We start from the raw sequence: 14967 nt of genomic DNA on the forward strand, positions 1-14967 counted from the left end.
CATGGCCCTGCGTTTCTCCCGCGTTCTCGTCGCCGCCGCGCTGCCCTCGCTGCTGTCGGCCTGCCTGCTCGGCCCGGACTACGTGAAGCCGCCGCCGGTGGCCGAGGCGGCGCTGGCGCAGCCGCGCCTGCACCGCGCCGACGCCACCGCTGCCGCCGCCGGCGTGGTGCCGGCGCCGCCGCCGCAGCGCTGGTGGGACACCCTGCACGACCCGCAGCTGACCATGCTGGTCGATCAGGCGCTGCAGCGCAGCCCCAACCTGCGGGTGGCGCAGGCGCGCCTGCGCGCCTCGCGCGCGCTGGTCGACCAGCGCCACGCCGAGCAGTTGCCCAGCGTCGGCGCCAACGCGGCCTACCTCAACGCGCGCGCGCCGGATGCGCTGACCGACCGCCTGGGCAGCATCGCCGCCGGCACCGGCCAGCCGGTGGAGATCGATCCGCGCATGCAGCTCTACAGCGTCGGCATCGATGCCAGCTGGGAACTGGATTTCTTCGGCCGCCGCCGCCGCGCCAGCGAAGGCGCACTGGCCGACGCCCAGGCCGACGAGGCCGACCTGGCCGACACCCAGGTACAGATCGCCGCCGAAGTGGGGCAGGCCTACCTGGGCTACCGCAGCACCCGTGCACGCATGGCCATCGCCCAGCGCAACCTGGAGGCCGCGCGGCAGACCCTGCAACTGACCCGCCAGCGCCGCGAGCGCGGCGCCGACGCCGACCTGCAGGTGGAACGGGCGCAGGCGCAGTTGCAGCAGCAGGAAGCGGTGCTGCCGGACCTGCAGGCGCAGGCGCAGGTGGCGCTGGACCAGTTGGCGCTGATGATCGGCCGCGAGCCGGGCGCGCTGGACGCCGAACTGGCCGCGGACCGGCCGTTGCCGACGCTGCCGGCGACGGTGCCGGTGGACGATGCCGGCGCGCTGATCCGCCGGCGCCCGGACGTGCGCCGCGCCGAGCGTCAACTGGCCTCGTCCTCGGCGAAGATCGGCGAAGCGCTGAGCGCGTATTTCCCGCAAGTGCGGCTGCTCGGCAACATCGGCATGGCCGCGACTTCGCCGGGCGATCTGGGCCGCGATGCGGTCAACAGCGTGGTGGCGCCGTTCCTGCAATGGTCGATCTTCGATTTCGGCGGCACCCGCGCCAAGGTCGAGCAGGCCCGCGCCGGCAACGATGCGCGGCTGGCGGCCTACGAGGGCACGGTGCTGGCCGCGCTGCAGGACGCCAACGGCGCACTGGCGCGGTTCGGCGCCGCGCGCCAGCAGGCGTTGGCGGCGGACAAGGCCGCGGCCTCGGCGGACCGTTCCGCCGCGCTGCTGCAGCAGCGCTACGCCGCCGGCGCCTCGTCGCTGATCGATGCGCTGGACGTGCAGCGCCAGCAGGCCTCGGCCCAGGACAGCGCGCTGCAGGCGCACACCCAGGTGCTGCTGCGCTACGTGGCCTTGCAGAAGAGCCTGGGCCTGGGCTGGGCGGCACCTGCGGCATCGGCGCCAACCACGACGCAGTAAGCGCGCACCGCTTTTACGAATCCCCACTCCCGACTCCCGAATCCCGCGCCGCCGCGCGGCGTGGCCGCCGCGGTATCGCTGACGCGGCGCCCACCGCTACACTGACGATCACCGCGCCACGGTCGCCGCCGCATCGGCGCTGCGCACGACGGCGTGCTTCACGGGGAATCACCGATGGCGTTGAGCGACGCGAAAACCGACCATCTGCCGGCGCCGCCGCCGGCCAAGGGCGCCGGCTATGTGTCCATCGCCGGCCTGCGCAAGGAGTTCGACGGGTTCGTCGCGCTGGACGACATCGACCTGGACATCGGCCAGGGCGAGATCTTCGCGCTGCTCGGCGGCTCCGGCAGCGGCAAGTCCACGCTGCTGCGCTGCCTGGGCGGGTTCGAGCAGCCCAGCCGCGGCCGCATCGTGCTCGACGGCCAGCCGCTGGATGGGCTGCCGCCGTACCAGCGTCCGCTCAACATGATGTTCCAGTCCTACGCGCTGTTCCCGCACATGAGCGTGGAGCAGAACATCGCCTTCGGGCTGAAGCAGGACGGGCTGTCGCGCAGCGCCATCGCCAGCCGCGTCGGCGAGATGCTGGAGCTGGTACGGCTGGGCACGCTCGGCAAGCGCAAGCCGCACCAGCTCTCCGGCGGGCAGCAGCAGCGCGTGGCGCTGGCGCGCTCGCTGGCCAAGCGACCCAAGCTGCTGCTGCTGGACGAGCCGATGGGTGCGCTGGACAAGAAGCTGCGCTCGCAGATGCAGCTGGAACTGGTCTCCATCATCGAGACCTCGGGCGTGACCTGCGTGATGGTCACCCACGACCAGGAGGAGGCGATGACCATGGCCACGCGCATCGCGCTGATGGAGCAGGGCCGCATCCGCCAGGTCGGCACCCCGGGCGACATCTACGAGTCGCCGAACAGCCGTTTCGTCGCCGAGTTCATCGGCTCGGTGAACATGTTCGAGGGCCGCATCGGCGAGGACCATCCCGACCACGTGACCGTGCTGTGTCCGCAGTTCCCGGTGCCGATCTACATCAGCCACGGCATCACCGGCGTGGAAGGGCAGGAGGTGGCGTTCGCGGTGCGCCCGGAAAAGGTCTGGATCACCAAGGGCGAACCGGAGCAGACCTACAACAAGGCGCGCGGCACCATCGAGGACATCGCCTATTTCGGCAGCCACTCGATCTTCCACGTGCGCCTGCCCAGCGGCATCCGCGTGCAATCCAACTTCGCCAACCAGAAGCGCTGGGATAGCGAAGGCATGACCTGGGGCGACACGGTGTGGGTGTCGTGGGACGACAACGACGGCGTGGTGCTGACCGCATGAGCGCGCCCGTCGTACCGGTGCCGCCCGAGCCGGCGCCGCGGCTGCGCCTGCAGCAGCGGTGGCGCCTGCGCTCGCTGCCGGCCATGCGCTGGCTGGTGATCGCCGCGCCGTACCTGTGGCTGCTGCTGTTCTTCGCGATCCCGTTCCTGATCGTGCTGCGCATCTCCTTCGCCGAGCAGGCGATCCGCAGCCCGCCATACAGCGAACTGCTGGAGGTCCGCGACGGCGTGCTGACGCTGAAGCTGACCCTGCAGAACTACCTGGCGCTCCTGCGCGACCACCAGTACATCGAGGCCTACTGGGGCTCGATCAAGATCGCCGGCATCTCCACCGTGCTGACCCTGCTGATCGGCTATCCGATGGCCTACGCGATCGCGCGGCTGTCGCCGTCGGCGCGCAACATCGCGATGATGCTGGTGGTGCTGCCGTCGTGGACCTCGTTCCTGATCCGCGTCTACGCCTGGATCGGCATCCTCGACAGCAACGGCGTGCTCAATCGCGCGTTGCTGGCGCTGGGCCTGATCGATGCGCCGCTGCACATCCTGTACACGCCGATCGCCGCTTACATCGGCATCGTCTACTGCTACCTGCCGTTCATGGTGCTGCCGTTGTACGCGACCCTGGTCAAGCTCGACCAGCGCCTGCTTGAGGCCGCCTACGATCTCGGCGCGCCGCCGTGGAAGGCGTTCCTGACCGTGACCCTGCCGCTGTCGCGGCCGGGCATCGTCGCCGGCTGCATGCTGGTGATGATCCCGGCGGTGGGCGAGTTCGTGATCCCGGAGATGCTCGGCGGCCCGGACACGCTGATGATCGGCCGGGTGCTGTGGGGCGAATTCTTCAACAACCGCGACTGGCCGACCGCCTCGGCGGTGGCGATCGCGATGCTGGCGCTGCTGATGGTGCCGATCCTGATCTTCAACCGCTACCAGCAGCGCCAGCTCGAAGGCGGTCAGGCATGAGCGGCGCGCGCGGCGGCATGGGCGCGGTGCTGCGCTGGACGGTGCTGGGCGCCGGCTTCGCCTTCCTGTACCTGCCGATCCTGCTGCTGATGGTGTATTCGTTCAACGCCTCCAAGCTGGCGACGGTGTGGGCCGGTTTCTCCACCAAGTGGTACGGCGAGTTGCTGCGCGACCGGCAGATCCTGCAGGCGGCGTGGATCAGCCTGAAGGTGGCGTTCTGGACCGCCACCGCGTCGATGGTGCTCGGCACGCTGGCGGCGATGGCGATGACGCGCTTCCGCCGCTTCCCCAGCAAGAGCCTGTTCGGCGCCTTGGTGACCGCGCCGCTGGTGATGCCGGAAGTGATCATCGGCCTGTCGATCATGATGATGCTGGTGTCGATGGGCGGCGTGCTCGGCATCCCGCCCAAGGGGGTGATGGCGATCTGGGCCGCGCATGTCACCTTCACCCTGTCCTTCGTCACGGTGGTGGTGTCCTCGCGCCTGCAGGAGCTGGACCGCTCGCTGGAAGAGGCGGCGATGGACCTGGGCGCCAACCGGCTCAAGGTGTTCTTCCTGATCACCGTGCCGATCATCGCCCCGGCGCTGGTGTCGGGCTGGCTGCTGGCGTTCACCCTGTCGCTGGACGACGTGGTGATCGCCAACTTCGTCGCCGGCCCGGATTCGACCACGCTGCCGATGACCGTGTTCTCCTCGGTGCGCATGGGCCTGAAGCCCAAGATCAACGCCCTGGCCACGCTGATGGTGCTGGCGGTGTCGATCGCCGCGTTCGTCGGCTGGTGGCTGATGGCGCGCAGCGAGAAGCGGCGCCAGCGCGATATCCAGCTTGCCCAGCAGCAGGCGGGCTAGGGCGCTACGTTGCTCCACGTAGGAGCGGCTTCAGCCGCGACAAGCCTTGCCGGCCATGCCTGTCGCGGCTGAAGCCGCTCCTACAGGCTTTGCGGCGATCTTGCCGGGTGCACTGCGGGAGGGACTTCAGTCCCGACGCATTGCGCCAACGGAAAGCGCGGCGCGTCGCGCGTGGCGGCTGCATGACGGTTGACGCCTGCATGGCGCGCGGAACACTGTGAGCCATCGCCCGCCACGGCATCGCCACGTCGCGGCAACGTCCACGGCGCTAGGCTGGCCGGACATTTTTCCAGGAGTCCGCGCGATGCCTTACGACACCGTCAACCCGGCCAATGGCCAGGTCGAATACAGCCTCGAGCTGATGGATGCCGCCGCCGTCGAACAGCGCCTGGTCGCCGCGGCGCAGGCGTTCCCGGGCTGGGCGGCGACGCCGCTGGAACAGCGTGGCGCGCTGCTGCGCAAGGTCGGTGCGCAATTGCGCGAACAGCGCGAGCCGATCCAGCGGGTGATGACCGCGGAAATGGGCAAGCTGCGCAAGGAGGCCCTGGCCGAACTCGACAAGTGCGCCGCCGCCTGCGACTACTATGCCGAGCACGCGGCCGACTACCTGCGCGAGCAGGCGGTAGCCACCGATGCGCAACGCAGCTACGTGCGCTACGAACCGCTGGGCTGCGTGCTGGCGGTGATGCCGTGGAACTTCCCGATCTGGCAGGTGTTCCGCTTCCTGGCGCCGGCGCTGATGGCCGGCAACGTCGCCCTGTTGAAGCACGCCAGCAACGTGCCGCGCTGCGCCGACGCGATCCGCAAGGTGCTGGCCGACGCCGGCGTGCCGGACGGGGTGTTCGACGTGCTGCACATCGACAACGACCAAGCCGCCGAGGTGCTGCGCGATGCGCGCGTGGCAGCGGTGACCCTGACCGGCAGCGAGCGCGCCGGCCGCTCCATCGCCGCCAATGCCGGTGGGCAGCTCAAGAAGTGCGTGATGGAGCTGGGCGGCAGCGACGCCTTCGTGGTGCTGGACGACGCCGACCTCGACGCCACTGTCGCCGCAGCGGTGAAGTCGCGCTTCGACAACGCCGGACAGACCTGCATCGCGGCCAAGCGTTTCGTGGTGGTGGAGACGATCGCCGACGAGTTCGTGCGCCGCTTCGCCGCCGCCGCCGCCGAGCGTCGCCTCGGCGACCCGCAGGACGAGGCGACCACGCTGGCGCCGATGGCGCGCCAGGACCTGCGCGACGAACTGCACAAGCAGGTGCAGGCCAGCATCGCCAAGGGCGCCAAGCCGCTGCTCGGTTGCGAGCCCGAGCGCGACAGCCACGCCGGCTATCCGGCGTCGATCCTCGACCAGGTGGTGCCGGGCATGCCGGCCTACGACGAGGAACTGTTCGGCCCGGTCGCGGCGATCCTGCGCGTGGCCGACGAAGCAGAAGCCGTGCGCGTGGCCAACGACACCACCTTCGGCCTCGGCGGCAGCGTCTGGACCGCCGACCGCGCCCGCGGCGAACGCGTGGCCTGCCAACTGCAGTGCGGCGCCGCCTTCGTCAACGCCATCGTCAAGAGCGACGTACGCCTCCCGTTCGGCGGCATCAAGCGCTCCGGCTTCGGCCGCGAACTGGCCGAGCATGGCATCCATGAGTTCATGAACATCAAGTCGGTGTATGTGGCGTAAGGCAGGGAATTGGGAGTGGAGAATGGGGAATGGGAAAAGCGGCGGCGCCCGATGGGCGCCGTCTGTCGCGGATGATTACTGCACGCCGATGGTTGCAGCACTGCAGCACGCCTGCAGCGCGCTGACCATTCCCGATTCACGTTTCCCCATTCCCGCCGCCGCTGCGCGGCGGCTCACAGCCACCTTGCCCGCTTGAACGCCACATACAGCGCCACGCACACCGCGGCGACGCCGCCGACCATCAGCGGGTAGGCCCAGGGCCATTCCAGTTCCGGCATCTGCTTGAAGTTCATGCCGTACCAGCTGGTGATCAGGGTCGGGGCGGCGAGCAGGGCGGCCCACGCGCCGAGGCGCTTGACCGTCTCGCCCTGGGCCAGGGTGACCAACGACAGGTTCACGCTCAGCGCGGTGCCCAGCATCTCGCGCAGGGTGTCGATGGCGTCGTTGGTGCGCACCGCGTGGTCGAGCACGTCGCGCACGTACAGCCGGACTTCCTCGGCGATCAGCGGGCCGGGGTGGCGCTTGAGGTGCGCCAGCACGTCCTGCAGCGGCGCCACGCCCAGGCGCATCTGGTTGAGTTCGCGCTTGAGTTCGTACAGGCGGATGGCGGTGTCGCGGCGATAGGCCTCGGCGAAGATGTCCGTTTCCAGGCGTTCCAGGCTCTGCCGGAATTCGTCGAGGATCGGCTGGTAGTTGTCGACGATGTAGTCCAGCACCGCGTACAGCGCGTAGGACGGGCCCAGTTTCATCAGCGACGCCTCGCGTTCCAGCCGCTCGCGCACCGGCGCGTAGGGCAGCGAAGCGCCGTGACGCACGGTCAGCAGGAAACGCTCGCCGAGGAAGGCGTGGGTCTCGCCGTAGACGATGCGCTCGTCGATCACCTGCGCGGTGTGTACCGCCAGGAACAGCGAGTTGCCGAAGGCCTCGACCTTGGGCCGCTGGTGCGCCTTGCGGGTGTCCTCGATCGCCAGTTCGTGCAGCTGGAATTCTTCCTTGAGCTGCTGCAGCACCGCGTCGCCGGGCTCGTACATGCCGACCCAGACGAAGCCGTCGTCGTGGCCGGCCAGCACGTCGCTGATCTGCTCCAGGGCGATGTCGTGGCGACGGCCGTGGCCGTCGTAGTGCACGCAGTTGATGACGCAGGCGGGATTGGTGGTCGCGGAGGCCATGGCGGGAGCGGGTTCGGCGGAGGCGCGCGGGGCGAGTGGAGTCGACGGTATCAGCGCTGCGGGCGAGGGCGGGTGAGCGCCCAGGCCAGCGCCGCGTGCACCGGCAGCAGCAGCGCGATCCATTGCAGGTTGAACTGCGGCTGCAGCATCGACAGCCAGTGGATCAGCAGCGCGGCGCCGGCCAGCGCCACCACCAGCCACAGCATCACGTCGAACCATCGGCCCGGACGGCGCCCGCGCAGCAGCGCCACGCCACCGACCAACAGCGGCAGGCACAGCGGGTCCAGCAGCAACAGGTTGCGGTTGCCCCAGGCGGCGCGATGCTCGCTGAAGCCCCACAGGTACAGCAGGACCGCACCGCCCAGCGCGCACAGCAGCCAGAACGGCAGCGCCAGCGCGGCCAGCCAGCGCGGGCGGCGGCCCAGCGCCAGCACGCCTGCCGCCGCGGCCAGCCCGACCAGCAGCCACGGCCACCAGTGCCGCAGCTGTTCCGGCGGTTCCGGCGGCAGCCGTTGCGGCAGCAACTGCTGGCGCGCCTGTACCAGCGGGCGGCCTTCGCTGTTGCGCACTTCGTTCAGGCTCTCGGCCAGGCGCATCGGCACGAAGGCCTCTTCCCAGCGCGACAGCGGCTTGTCGGCGTACGGGCCCAGGCCCAGGTCGAAGCCCAGCCACATCCACGGCGCCGGCGAGGCCAGGCGCACCGACTCGCTGCGGTAGGTATTGCCGCGCGAGCGGCCGGACAGCTGCGCGTGCAGCGCGCCGCCCATGGCCCGGTCCAGCGCATCGCGGACCATCGTGGCGCAGTTGGCGGTGTAGTAGTCGTAGCGGTAGCGCGCGTTCTCCGGACGCGCGCGCCAGGCCAGCGCCTGCTCGAGCGCGCGTGCCTGCGCCGGCGCCAGGTCCAGCCACTGGATATCCACGCCGCGGCCGGCCTCGCGGTACTGCTCCAGGTCCTCCTGCAGCGGCAGGGCGACCAGGTAGTAGCGCATGTCGCCGGCGGCGAAGCGGCCGACGAAGCCGGGTTCGCTGGGGTCGAAGAAGCCGAAGTTGTACGAGGTGGCCTGGCCCGTGCGCGGATCCAGCACCACGATGGCGTCGTGGCCGAAGCGCTCGAAGAACACTTCGCCGGGCTGCATCGTGGCCACGCCGATGCGCGGCGCCGGGTCGCTGGCGTCGGCTGCGGAACCTGTCGGCGCCGGCGGGGCGGCCAGCGGCGGCGGTGCCGCCGGATCTGCCGACGCGGTCTGCGCGAACGCCAACCCAGCCCACAGCGCCAGCAGCAATCCCAGCCAGCACGCCGCGCGCGTGCGCGGCAGTGTGCGCGCGCTCAAGCGCCGTCCTGCTCGGCGGGCGGCAGGATGGTGACGTGGAACGCCTGCACCCGACGCGCATCCGCCTTTGCCACGCGGAACGCGAACCGCCCCAGGGTCAGTTCCTCGCCGGTCTCGGGCAGGTGGCCGATCGCCTCGGTGACCAGCCCGCCGACGGTGTCGTAGTCGTCGTCGGGGAAGTCGGCGCCGAAGCGCTCGTTGAAGTCCTCGATCGGGGTCAGTGCGTCCACCACGTACTGGCCGTCGGCCTGCGCGGCGATCAGCGAGGCCTCGTCCTCGGCGTCGTCGTGCTCGTCGTCGATGTCGCCGACGATCTGCTCCAGCACGTCCTCGATGGTCACCAGCCCGGCCACGCCGCCGTACTCGTCGACCACGATCGCCATGTGGTTGCGCGAGAGCCGGAACTCCTTGAGCAGCACGTTGAGCTTCTTCGACTCGGGAATCAGCACCGCCGGGCGCAGCAGTTCGCGCACCGTGCCCGGGCCGTGGTCGGCGACCACGCCGCGCAGCAGGTCCTTGGCCAGCAGGATGCCGAGGATGTCGTCCTTGTTCTCGCCATGCACCGGGAAGCGCGAGTGGCCGGATTCGACCACCTGCTTCATCAGGTCGAGGAAGCGCGACTCCACCGGCAGCGAGACCATCTGCGCGCGCGAGACCATCACGTCGCCGACGGTGAGTTCGGAGACCGACAGTGCGCCCTCCATCATGCGCAGCGTATCGGCGGCGATCAGGCCATCGTGCTGCGCGTCGCGCAGCACCTCGACCAGATCGTCGCGGGTGTGCGGGTCGCCGGAGAACACCGAGGTCAGGCGTTCCAGCCAGCCGCGGCGCTTTTCGTGGGGTTCCGGGGAGGAGCTACTCGGTCCGTCTTCAGACATGTTCTGTGGTCAGGCGCCCGGTCGAACGGGCGGTAGCGGCAAGTCTAGCAGGGCGGTCGCGACAGCATCGCGACGCCGGCGGCGCATGCCGGCAGGCCCGCCGGCGCGGGTTCAGCCACCCTTGGGCGGCGTGTGCAGCGCGTCCGGCGCGGGCGGCGCGCCCGGCTCCTCGGGCAGGTCCAGGCTGTAGCTGCAGCCGGCCAGGGTCTTGCCGGGGTGCGATTTCACCGTGGACACGCTGAGGATGATCGACTCGATCATCGGCTCGCCGGTCTTGGGGTCGTGCACGTCGCGGCTGAGCACCTCACGGCCGAACATGGCCTTCTCCGGGGTATCCACCGCCGCTTCCAGATTCAGGCGCTTGGCCAGCGGCCGCGGGTCCGGCAGGTCCAGGATCGCCATCACGCTGGCGCCGGAGAAGGCGATGCGCTCGCTGCTGTAGCCGAACACCTGGATCGGCCGGACCAGCGCGTATTCGGTCATGAACGGGTTGGATTGCGGCAGCGGCCGCCAGCCGTGCGCCACCGCCTTCAGCGGATCGGCCAGCAGCGGCGCCAGCGCCGCGAAGTCGGCCTCGTGCTGGCGGCATTCCAGCAGTGCCGGCAGGTCGATGGCTGGATCGGTGGCCGCAGCGGCGGCGGGCGCTGCCGCTGGCGGCGCAGCAGCCGCGGCAAGCGCCGCGGCAAGCGCCGCGGGAGCGGTGCAGGCGAGCGCGAGCAGGACGAGCGAGGGACGGATCAACGCACGGAACCTCGGAGGAAAGCGGGGCTGCGGCGATCGCCGCGCGGCCACGTTACCGCCGGCGCCTGCGCTTGACCAGCGCGAGGGCAGGCGGGCGACACACCGAGCCCCTCTCCCCCCCGGGAGAGGGGTTGGGGTGAGGGTCGGTCGCGGCAGCGAGCGTGGGATATCGGATCAACGTTCGCCAGCGTAAGGATCTGACACGCCGAGGTCGGCCAGGATCTCGCGCTCCAGTTGCTCCATCGCCTCGGCTTCCTTGTCGTCCTCGTGGTCCCAGCCGAGCAGGTGCAGCACGCCGTGCACGGTCAGGTGCGCGTAGTGCGCGCTGAGCGGCTTGTCCTGTTCGGCGGCTTCGCGCGCCACCACCGGCGCGCAGATCACCAGGTCGCCGAGCAGTGGCAGCTTCACGCCCTTCGGCAGCCCCTCCGGCAGTTCGGCCGGGAAGCTGAGCACGTTGGTGGCGTAGTCCTTGCCGCGGTAGTGCTGGTTGAGGGCGCGGCCTTCGCGGTCGTCGACCAGGCGGATCGCCAGGTCGGCCTCGCGGATGCGGCCCTTCAGTGCCGCGGCGACCCATTTGCGGAAGCTCGTCGCCGCCGGCAGCCCGGCACGGGGCAGGGCGTAGCTGACGCCGACATCGAGGCGGACGGGACCTTTGGTCATGGCGGAACGGCCGGGTGCTGCGGTGGGGGCCACAGTATCGCGCTAACGCGCGCTCAGGGCGACGCCCAGTCGCCGGCGTCGTAGGCGATCTCGATCACGGCGGCATTGCCAGCCGTGCGATCGATGCCGGCGTCCGCGGCCGATTTGCGGCAGTTGAAGCCCTGGTAGAGGGTGCTCTGGCGAACGAGCTGCAGCGCCATCTGGTCCGGCCTGCCGTTCGGGTCGATCTGGATGGTCGGGATCGCGCAGCCGCCGACATTGGTCACCTGGATGGCGGGCACGAGCGCGCGCGCCGCCTGGTCGGCGAGGGTGTCGAAGGCATCCGGTCCGATGTCCTGCGCAGCGGCCGACACGCGCACCTTGAAGTAGTAGAGCTGTTTGTAGAACAGGTAGCCGTTGGAGCGGGCCGGTGCGTCCTCCGGGTCGAGGCGCAGCTCCATCCGCAGCTTTTCTCCGGGGACACGTTCTGCCTCGGCGATCGCCGCGACGAGCGTCTTGTCCAGGGCGCTGGCGGCCTTCGGGGCGGGTTCGGCCACGGCGCCCAGTACGAACGGCTGCGCGCCCAGTTCGTGCAGTTCGGCGTAGGTGCCGCCGGAGACCGCTGCGGCCAGATCGGCGCGGAAGCCCGCCATGCCGTCGGCGATGGCCCGCGCCGATTCCTTCTGTCCGGCCGGATAGACGAACACGTTGATGGTCAGCTCCGGATGGCCGTTCAGCACGTAGAGAAAGCCGGCACCGGCGGCCTTGGCGGCCGGGTCGTACTTGCTGCTGCGCAGGCTCAAATCGCCAACGGTGTCGGGCGCGACCACGTAGCTGGTTTCGACGAAGGGCCGCGCCGGCGTCGATGCCGGCGGCGCGGCCGCAGCGGCGGTTACGGAGCAGGCGGCCAGAATCGGCCACAGCAGACAAGCGGACAGCGACGATCGCTGGAACATGGCACCTCCCCGTGCACGGCAGCAGCATCGCAGTGTACGTCGGTCACTGCCGTGCGGTGCGTGCGCGGTCGCTACGGAGTGCCGCAGCAGGCGCGCGGCAGCAGGCTCAGGTCACGCATGCGACCAGAAACAGCAGCGGCGTTTTTTCGCCGTCGATGCGGTATGCCACGCTGCCCATCGGGCCTCGCTGGCACTGCGGGTTGTCGCGCCGGATCTCCACCGTGGCGGCGAAGCGCCCCGAAGCGGGCCGCCACACCGCGGCCTGGCCGTGTTCGAGCAGTTGGCCGACGAGGTAAAGGCTGTCCGCTGGCACCTTGGCGTAGGCCAGCGCGTTGCAGCCGAAGCGGTCGCGCGTCGCGCCGACGGCCTCGGCCGCATCGAGCAGCGCTTGCGCCCGCGTGCCGGCGATCCAGGCCAGGCGTTGCGCTTCGTTGCCGCGCGGCGCAGTCGGCGAAGTGCGGGCGATCGCCGCGGCGCGCTCGAGCACATCGCGCGGCAGGCCGATGCTGGCCGTGTCCTGCACGATCAACAGGCAGGGCGGGGTCAGCGATTGCGCCAGGGCGCTGCGCTGCGGCGCCGGATCCTGCGCTGGCGTTGTGTCGGGCGTCTGGCCGCCGGCACTGCCGGCCACGCCGAGCAGCGCTGCCAGCAGGGCGGGCACGACCCGGATCACGCGGTGGGGCCGCTGGCGCGGTCGACGACGTCGCGCTTCTCGTAGGCGTTGACGATGCGCGCCACCAGCGGATGCCGGACCACGTCGCGCGCCTCGAAGAAGGTGAAGCTGACCCCGTCCACCTCGTGCAGCACCTCGACGGCATCGCGCAGGCCGGACTTGACGTGCTTGGGCAGGTCGATCTGGGTCAGGTCGCCGGTGACCACCGCGGTGCTGCCGAAGCCGAGGCGGGTCAGGAACATCTTCATCTGCTCGATGGTGGTGTTCTGCGCCTCGTCCAGGATCACGTAAGCGTCGTTGAGAGTGCGTCCGCGCATGTACGCCAACGGCGCGATCTCGATGACGTTCTTCTCCAGCAGCTTGACCACCTTCTCCACGCCCAGCATCTCGTACAGCGCGTCGTACAGCGGGCGCAGGTAGGGGTCGACCTTCTGGCTGAGATCGCCGGGCAGGAAGCCCAGCTTCTCGCCGGCCTCCACCGCCGGGCGCACCAGGATCAGCCGCTGCACCCGCGATTCGTTCAGCGCTTCCACCGCGCTGGCCACGGCCAGGAAGGTCTTGCCGGTGCCGGCCGGGCCGATGCCGAAGTTGATGTCGTGGGTGGCGATCTGGTGCAGGTACTTGGCCTGGTTGGCGCCGCGCCCGCGCACCGTGCCGCGCCTGACCTTGATCGCCACCTCCTGCGGCTGGTAGGCGCGCTGCGCCACCTGGTCGACGTTGGACTGGTTGAGCCGCAGGTGGATTTCCTGATCGTCGAAGGCCACGTGGTCGGCCTCGGCGTACAGCGCCTGCAGCAGGCGCTCGGCCGCCGCCACCGCCGGCTCCGGCCCGGTCACCCGGTACACGTTGCCGCGGTTGGAGATCTCCACGCCCAGGCGCAGTTCGATCTGCCGCAGGTGCGCATCGAACGGGCCGGCCAGATTGGCCAGGCGCTCGGTGTCGGCGGGATCCAGGGTGAAGTCGCGTTGCGCAGGGGTGGTCATGGCGGGCGCACGCCGCCGACGGCAGCGTAGAAAAACCAGGGGCGCAAAGGGTAGCGCGCACCGCGTAGCCGGGCCAGTGAAGAGCGCGCGGCGGCGACGTCGGTGCGCGCGCGTCGACGTGGTCGCCGCGCGCCTCGGGGAGCAGCGCCGAGCAGCGCCGCGCCACGTCTGCGCTCATCCCGGCTGCGGCGATGGCAACGTTGTCCACAATGGATGTGGATCGATTGTCCAAAAGCCTGTGGACAACCGCTCGGACGCCTTGCCACGCAAGGCGCAGGCCCGCGGTGGCGAAAAAAACCGCATCGCTCCGGCCGCGACCCGTGAGTGGCCGCGGGACTCGTCCTCGCGGAATCGGCGGCGGGCCTCAGCGACACCGACCGTCGCTGCGCCCGTCGCGCGCCTGCATCCACGCGTCCGCGATCGCCCGTGCACCGGCAAGATCGTCCACCACCAGCACCAGCTGGCCGTGGTGATCGCTGTACTGCACGGCGATGTCGATGCCGGCGTCGCCCAGCAGGCCAGTCAGCAGGCCGAGTTGTCCCGGCGTTTCCTGGTCCAGGCGCAGCAGCACCGCGGGGCGCTCGGCGGCAACGCGGATCCCGTGCGCCTGCAGCGTGTCGCGCACCGGCGCGGCAGCATCGAACAGGAAGTGCGCGACCGCGTGGCCATCCACGCGCCACACGCCACCGCCTTCGATGCTGATGCCGGCCGCGCCCAGCGCCTTGGCCATCGCCGCCAGTGCGCCGGGGCGATCGTCGAGGTGGATCTCCACGTCCTTCATCGCAGCGCCTCCGCCGTCGCTTCGCCGTGCACGATCGTCGCCTCGCAGCGCACCGCCACCGCGCAGCTGTTGGCGATGAAGCACTGCGCGTGCGCTTGTGCGTGCAGCGCGTGCGCGCGGGCCGCATCGCTGTCCGCGGCAATCGTCACCCGTGGTGCCAGCGCCACCTCGCGGAAGCGCCCGCCGCGGCCGGGATCCAGCTCCAGCCAGCCTTGCGCCTGGTCGTGATAGGCCAGGACCCGGATGCCGGCATGCGCGCACAGCGCCAGGTAGGTGAGCATGTGGCAGGCGGCGAGGGCGCCGACGAACAGGTCTTCCGGGTTGTGCAGCGCCGGGTCGCCGCGGAACGCCGGATCGGCGCTGCCGGCCAGCGCCGCCTTGCCAGGGACCTGCAGCGTGTAGTCGCGGCCGTAGCCGGCGTAGTCGGCGGTGCCGTCGCCGCGGTTGCCGGTCCAGTGCAGTCGCGAAACGTAGTGGTGGAGCGTGTCGGCCATGTGCCTGCCTCGTGTGGGAAGCGGACACGGT

General features: G+C 70.4%; 15 protein-coding genes. 5 read left to right on the plus strand and 10 right to left on the minus strand.

Annotation, left to right across the window (positions count from 1 at the left end; genetic code table 11):
• Positions 1-7: 7 nt before the first annotated feature.
• From PG878_RS08065 to PG878_RS08085, 5 genes are all read left to right on the plus strand, one after another.
• Complete coding sequence (locus PG878_RS08065) at positions 8-1498, plus strand: efflux transporter outer membrane subunit (RefSeq protein ID WP_209031440.1); 1491 nt, start codon at positions 8-10, stop codon at positions 1496-1498.
• Positions 1499-1672: 174 nt separating this feature from the next.
• On the plus strand, positions 1673-2815 hold the full coding sequence (locus PG878_RS08070) for an ABC transporter ATP-binding protein (protein WP_209031104.1): 1143 nt from the start codon (positions 1673-1675) through the stop codon (positions 2813-2815).
• An 83-nt stretch (positions 2816-2898) separates the two neighbouring features.
• Positions 2899-3774 carry an ABC transporter permease subunit gene (locus tag PG878_RS08075; RefSeq protein WP_209031441.1) on the plus strand — a complete coding sequence of 292 codons (876 nt, stop codon included), beginning with the start codon at positions 2899-2901 and terminating at the stop codon, positions 3772-3774.
• Positions 3771-4622, plus strand: coding sequence for an ABC transporter permease subunit (locus tag PG878_RS08080; protein ID WP_209031105.1), 852 nt, complete (start codon positions 3771-3773; stop codon positions 4620-4622). The genes PG878_RS08075 and PG878_RS08080 overlap by 4 nt, the downstream gene beginning before the upstream one ends.
• Positions 4623-4926: 304 nt before the next feature.
• Complete coding sequence (locus PG878_RS08085; RefSeq protein WP_209031106.1) at positions 4927-6291, plus strand: NAD-dependent succinate-semialdehyde dehydrogenase; 1365 nt, start codon at positions 4927-4929, stop codon at positions 6289-6291.
• Positions 6292-6464: 173 nt separating this feature from the next.
• Here PG878_RS08085 and PG878_RS08090 read toward each other — a convergent pair whose 3' ends face one another.
• From PG878_RS08090 to PG878_RS08135, 10 genes are all read right to left on the minus strand, one after another.
• Positions 6465-7460, minus strand: coding sequence for a magnesium and cobalt transport protein CorA (locus PG878_RS08090; RefSeq protein WP_209031107.1), 996 nt, complete (start codon positions 7458-7460; stop codon positions 6465-6467).
• A gap of 50 nt (positions 7461-7510) precedes the next feature.
• Positions 7511-8596: a lipoprotein N-acyltransferase Lnb domain-containing protein gene (locus PG878_RS08095; protein WP_425611778.1), complete on the minus strand. Its 1086-nt coding sequence runs from the start codon at positions 8594-8596 to the stop codon at positions 7511-7513.
• Positions 8597-8787: 191 nt separating this feature from the next.
• On the minus strand, positions 8788-9669 hold the full coding sequence (locus tag PG878_RS08100; RefSeq protein ID WP_019801191.1) for a CorC family transporter: 882 nt from the start codon (positions 9667-9669) through the stop codon (positions 8788-8790).
• A 111-nt stretch (positions 9670-9780) separates the two neighbouring features.
• Positions 9781-10410: a hypothetical protein gene (locus PG878_RS08105; RefSeq protein WP_209031109.1), complete on the minus strand. Its 630-nt coding sequence runs from the start codon at positions 10408-10410 to the stop codon at positions 9781-9783.
• Between the two features lie 174 nt (positions 10411-10584).
• Positions 10585-11070 (minus strand): rRNA maturation RNase YbeY, encoded by a 486-nt coding sequence (ybeY, locus tag PG878_RS08110; protein WP_209031110.1) that lies wholly within the window; start codon positions 11068-11070, stop codon positions 10585-10587.
• Between the two features lie 53 nt (positions 11071-11123).
• The gene (locus PG878_RS08115; RefSeq protein ID WP_244672601.1) at positions 11124-12005 is read right to left on the minus strand and encodes a hypothetical protein; all 882 of its coding nucleotides are present in this window, start codon (positions 12003-12005) and stop codon (positions 11124-11126) included.
• Positions 12006-12111: 106 nt separating this feature from the next.
• The gene (locus tag PG878_RS08120) at positions 12112-12666 is read right to left on the minus strand and encodes a hypothetical protein (protein ID WP_311186034.1); all 555 of its coding nucleotides are present in this window, start codon (positions 12664-12666) and stop codon (positions 12112-12114) included.
• 8 nt (positions 12667-12674) lie between these two features.
• A complete protein-coding gene (locus PG878_RS08125) occupies positions 12675-13661 on the minus strand; it encodes a PhoH family protein (protein ID WP_209031112.1) in 987 nt (328 codons plus the stop codon).
• 364 nt (positions 13662-14025) lie between these two features.
• Positions 14026-14442: an ACT domain-containing protein gene (locus PG878_RS08130; RefSeq protein WP_209031113.1), complete on the minus strand. Its 417-nt coding sequence runs from the start codon at positions 14440-14442 to the stop codon at positions 14026-14028.
• Positions 14439-14936 carry an OsmC family protein gene (locus PG878_RS08135; RefSeq protein ID WP_209031114.1) on the minus strand — a complete coding sequence of 166 codons (498 nt, stop codon included), beginning with the start codon at positions 14934-14936 and terminating at the stop codon, positions 14439-14441. The genes PG878_RS08130 and PG878_RS08135 overlap by 4 nt, the downstream gene beginning before the upstream one ends.
• Positions 14937-14967 lie beyond the last annotated feature (31 nt).

The organism is Xanthomonas hawaiiensis (assembly GCF_031834635.1).
Taxonomy (GTDB): Bacteria; Pseudomonadota; Gammaproteobacteria; order Xanthomonadales; family Xanthomonadaceae; genus Xanthomonas_A; species Xanthomonas_A sacchari.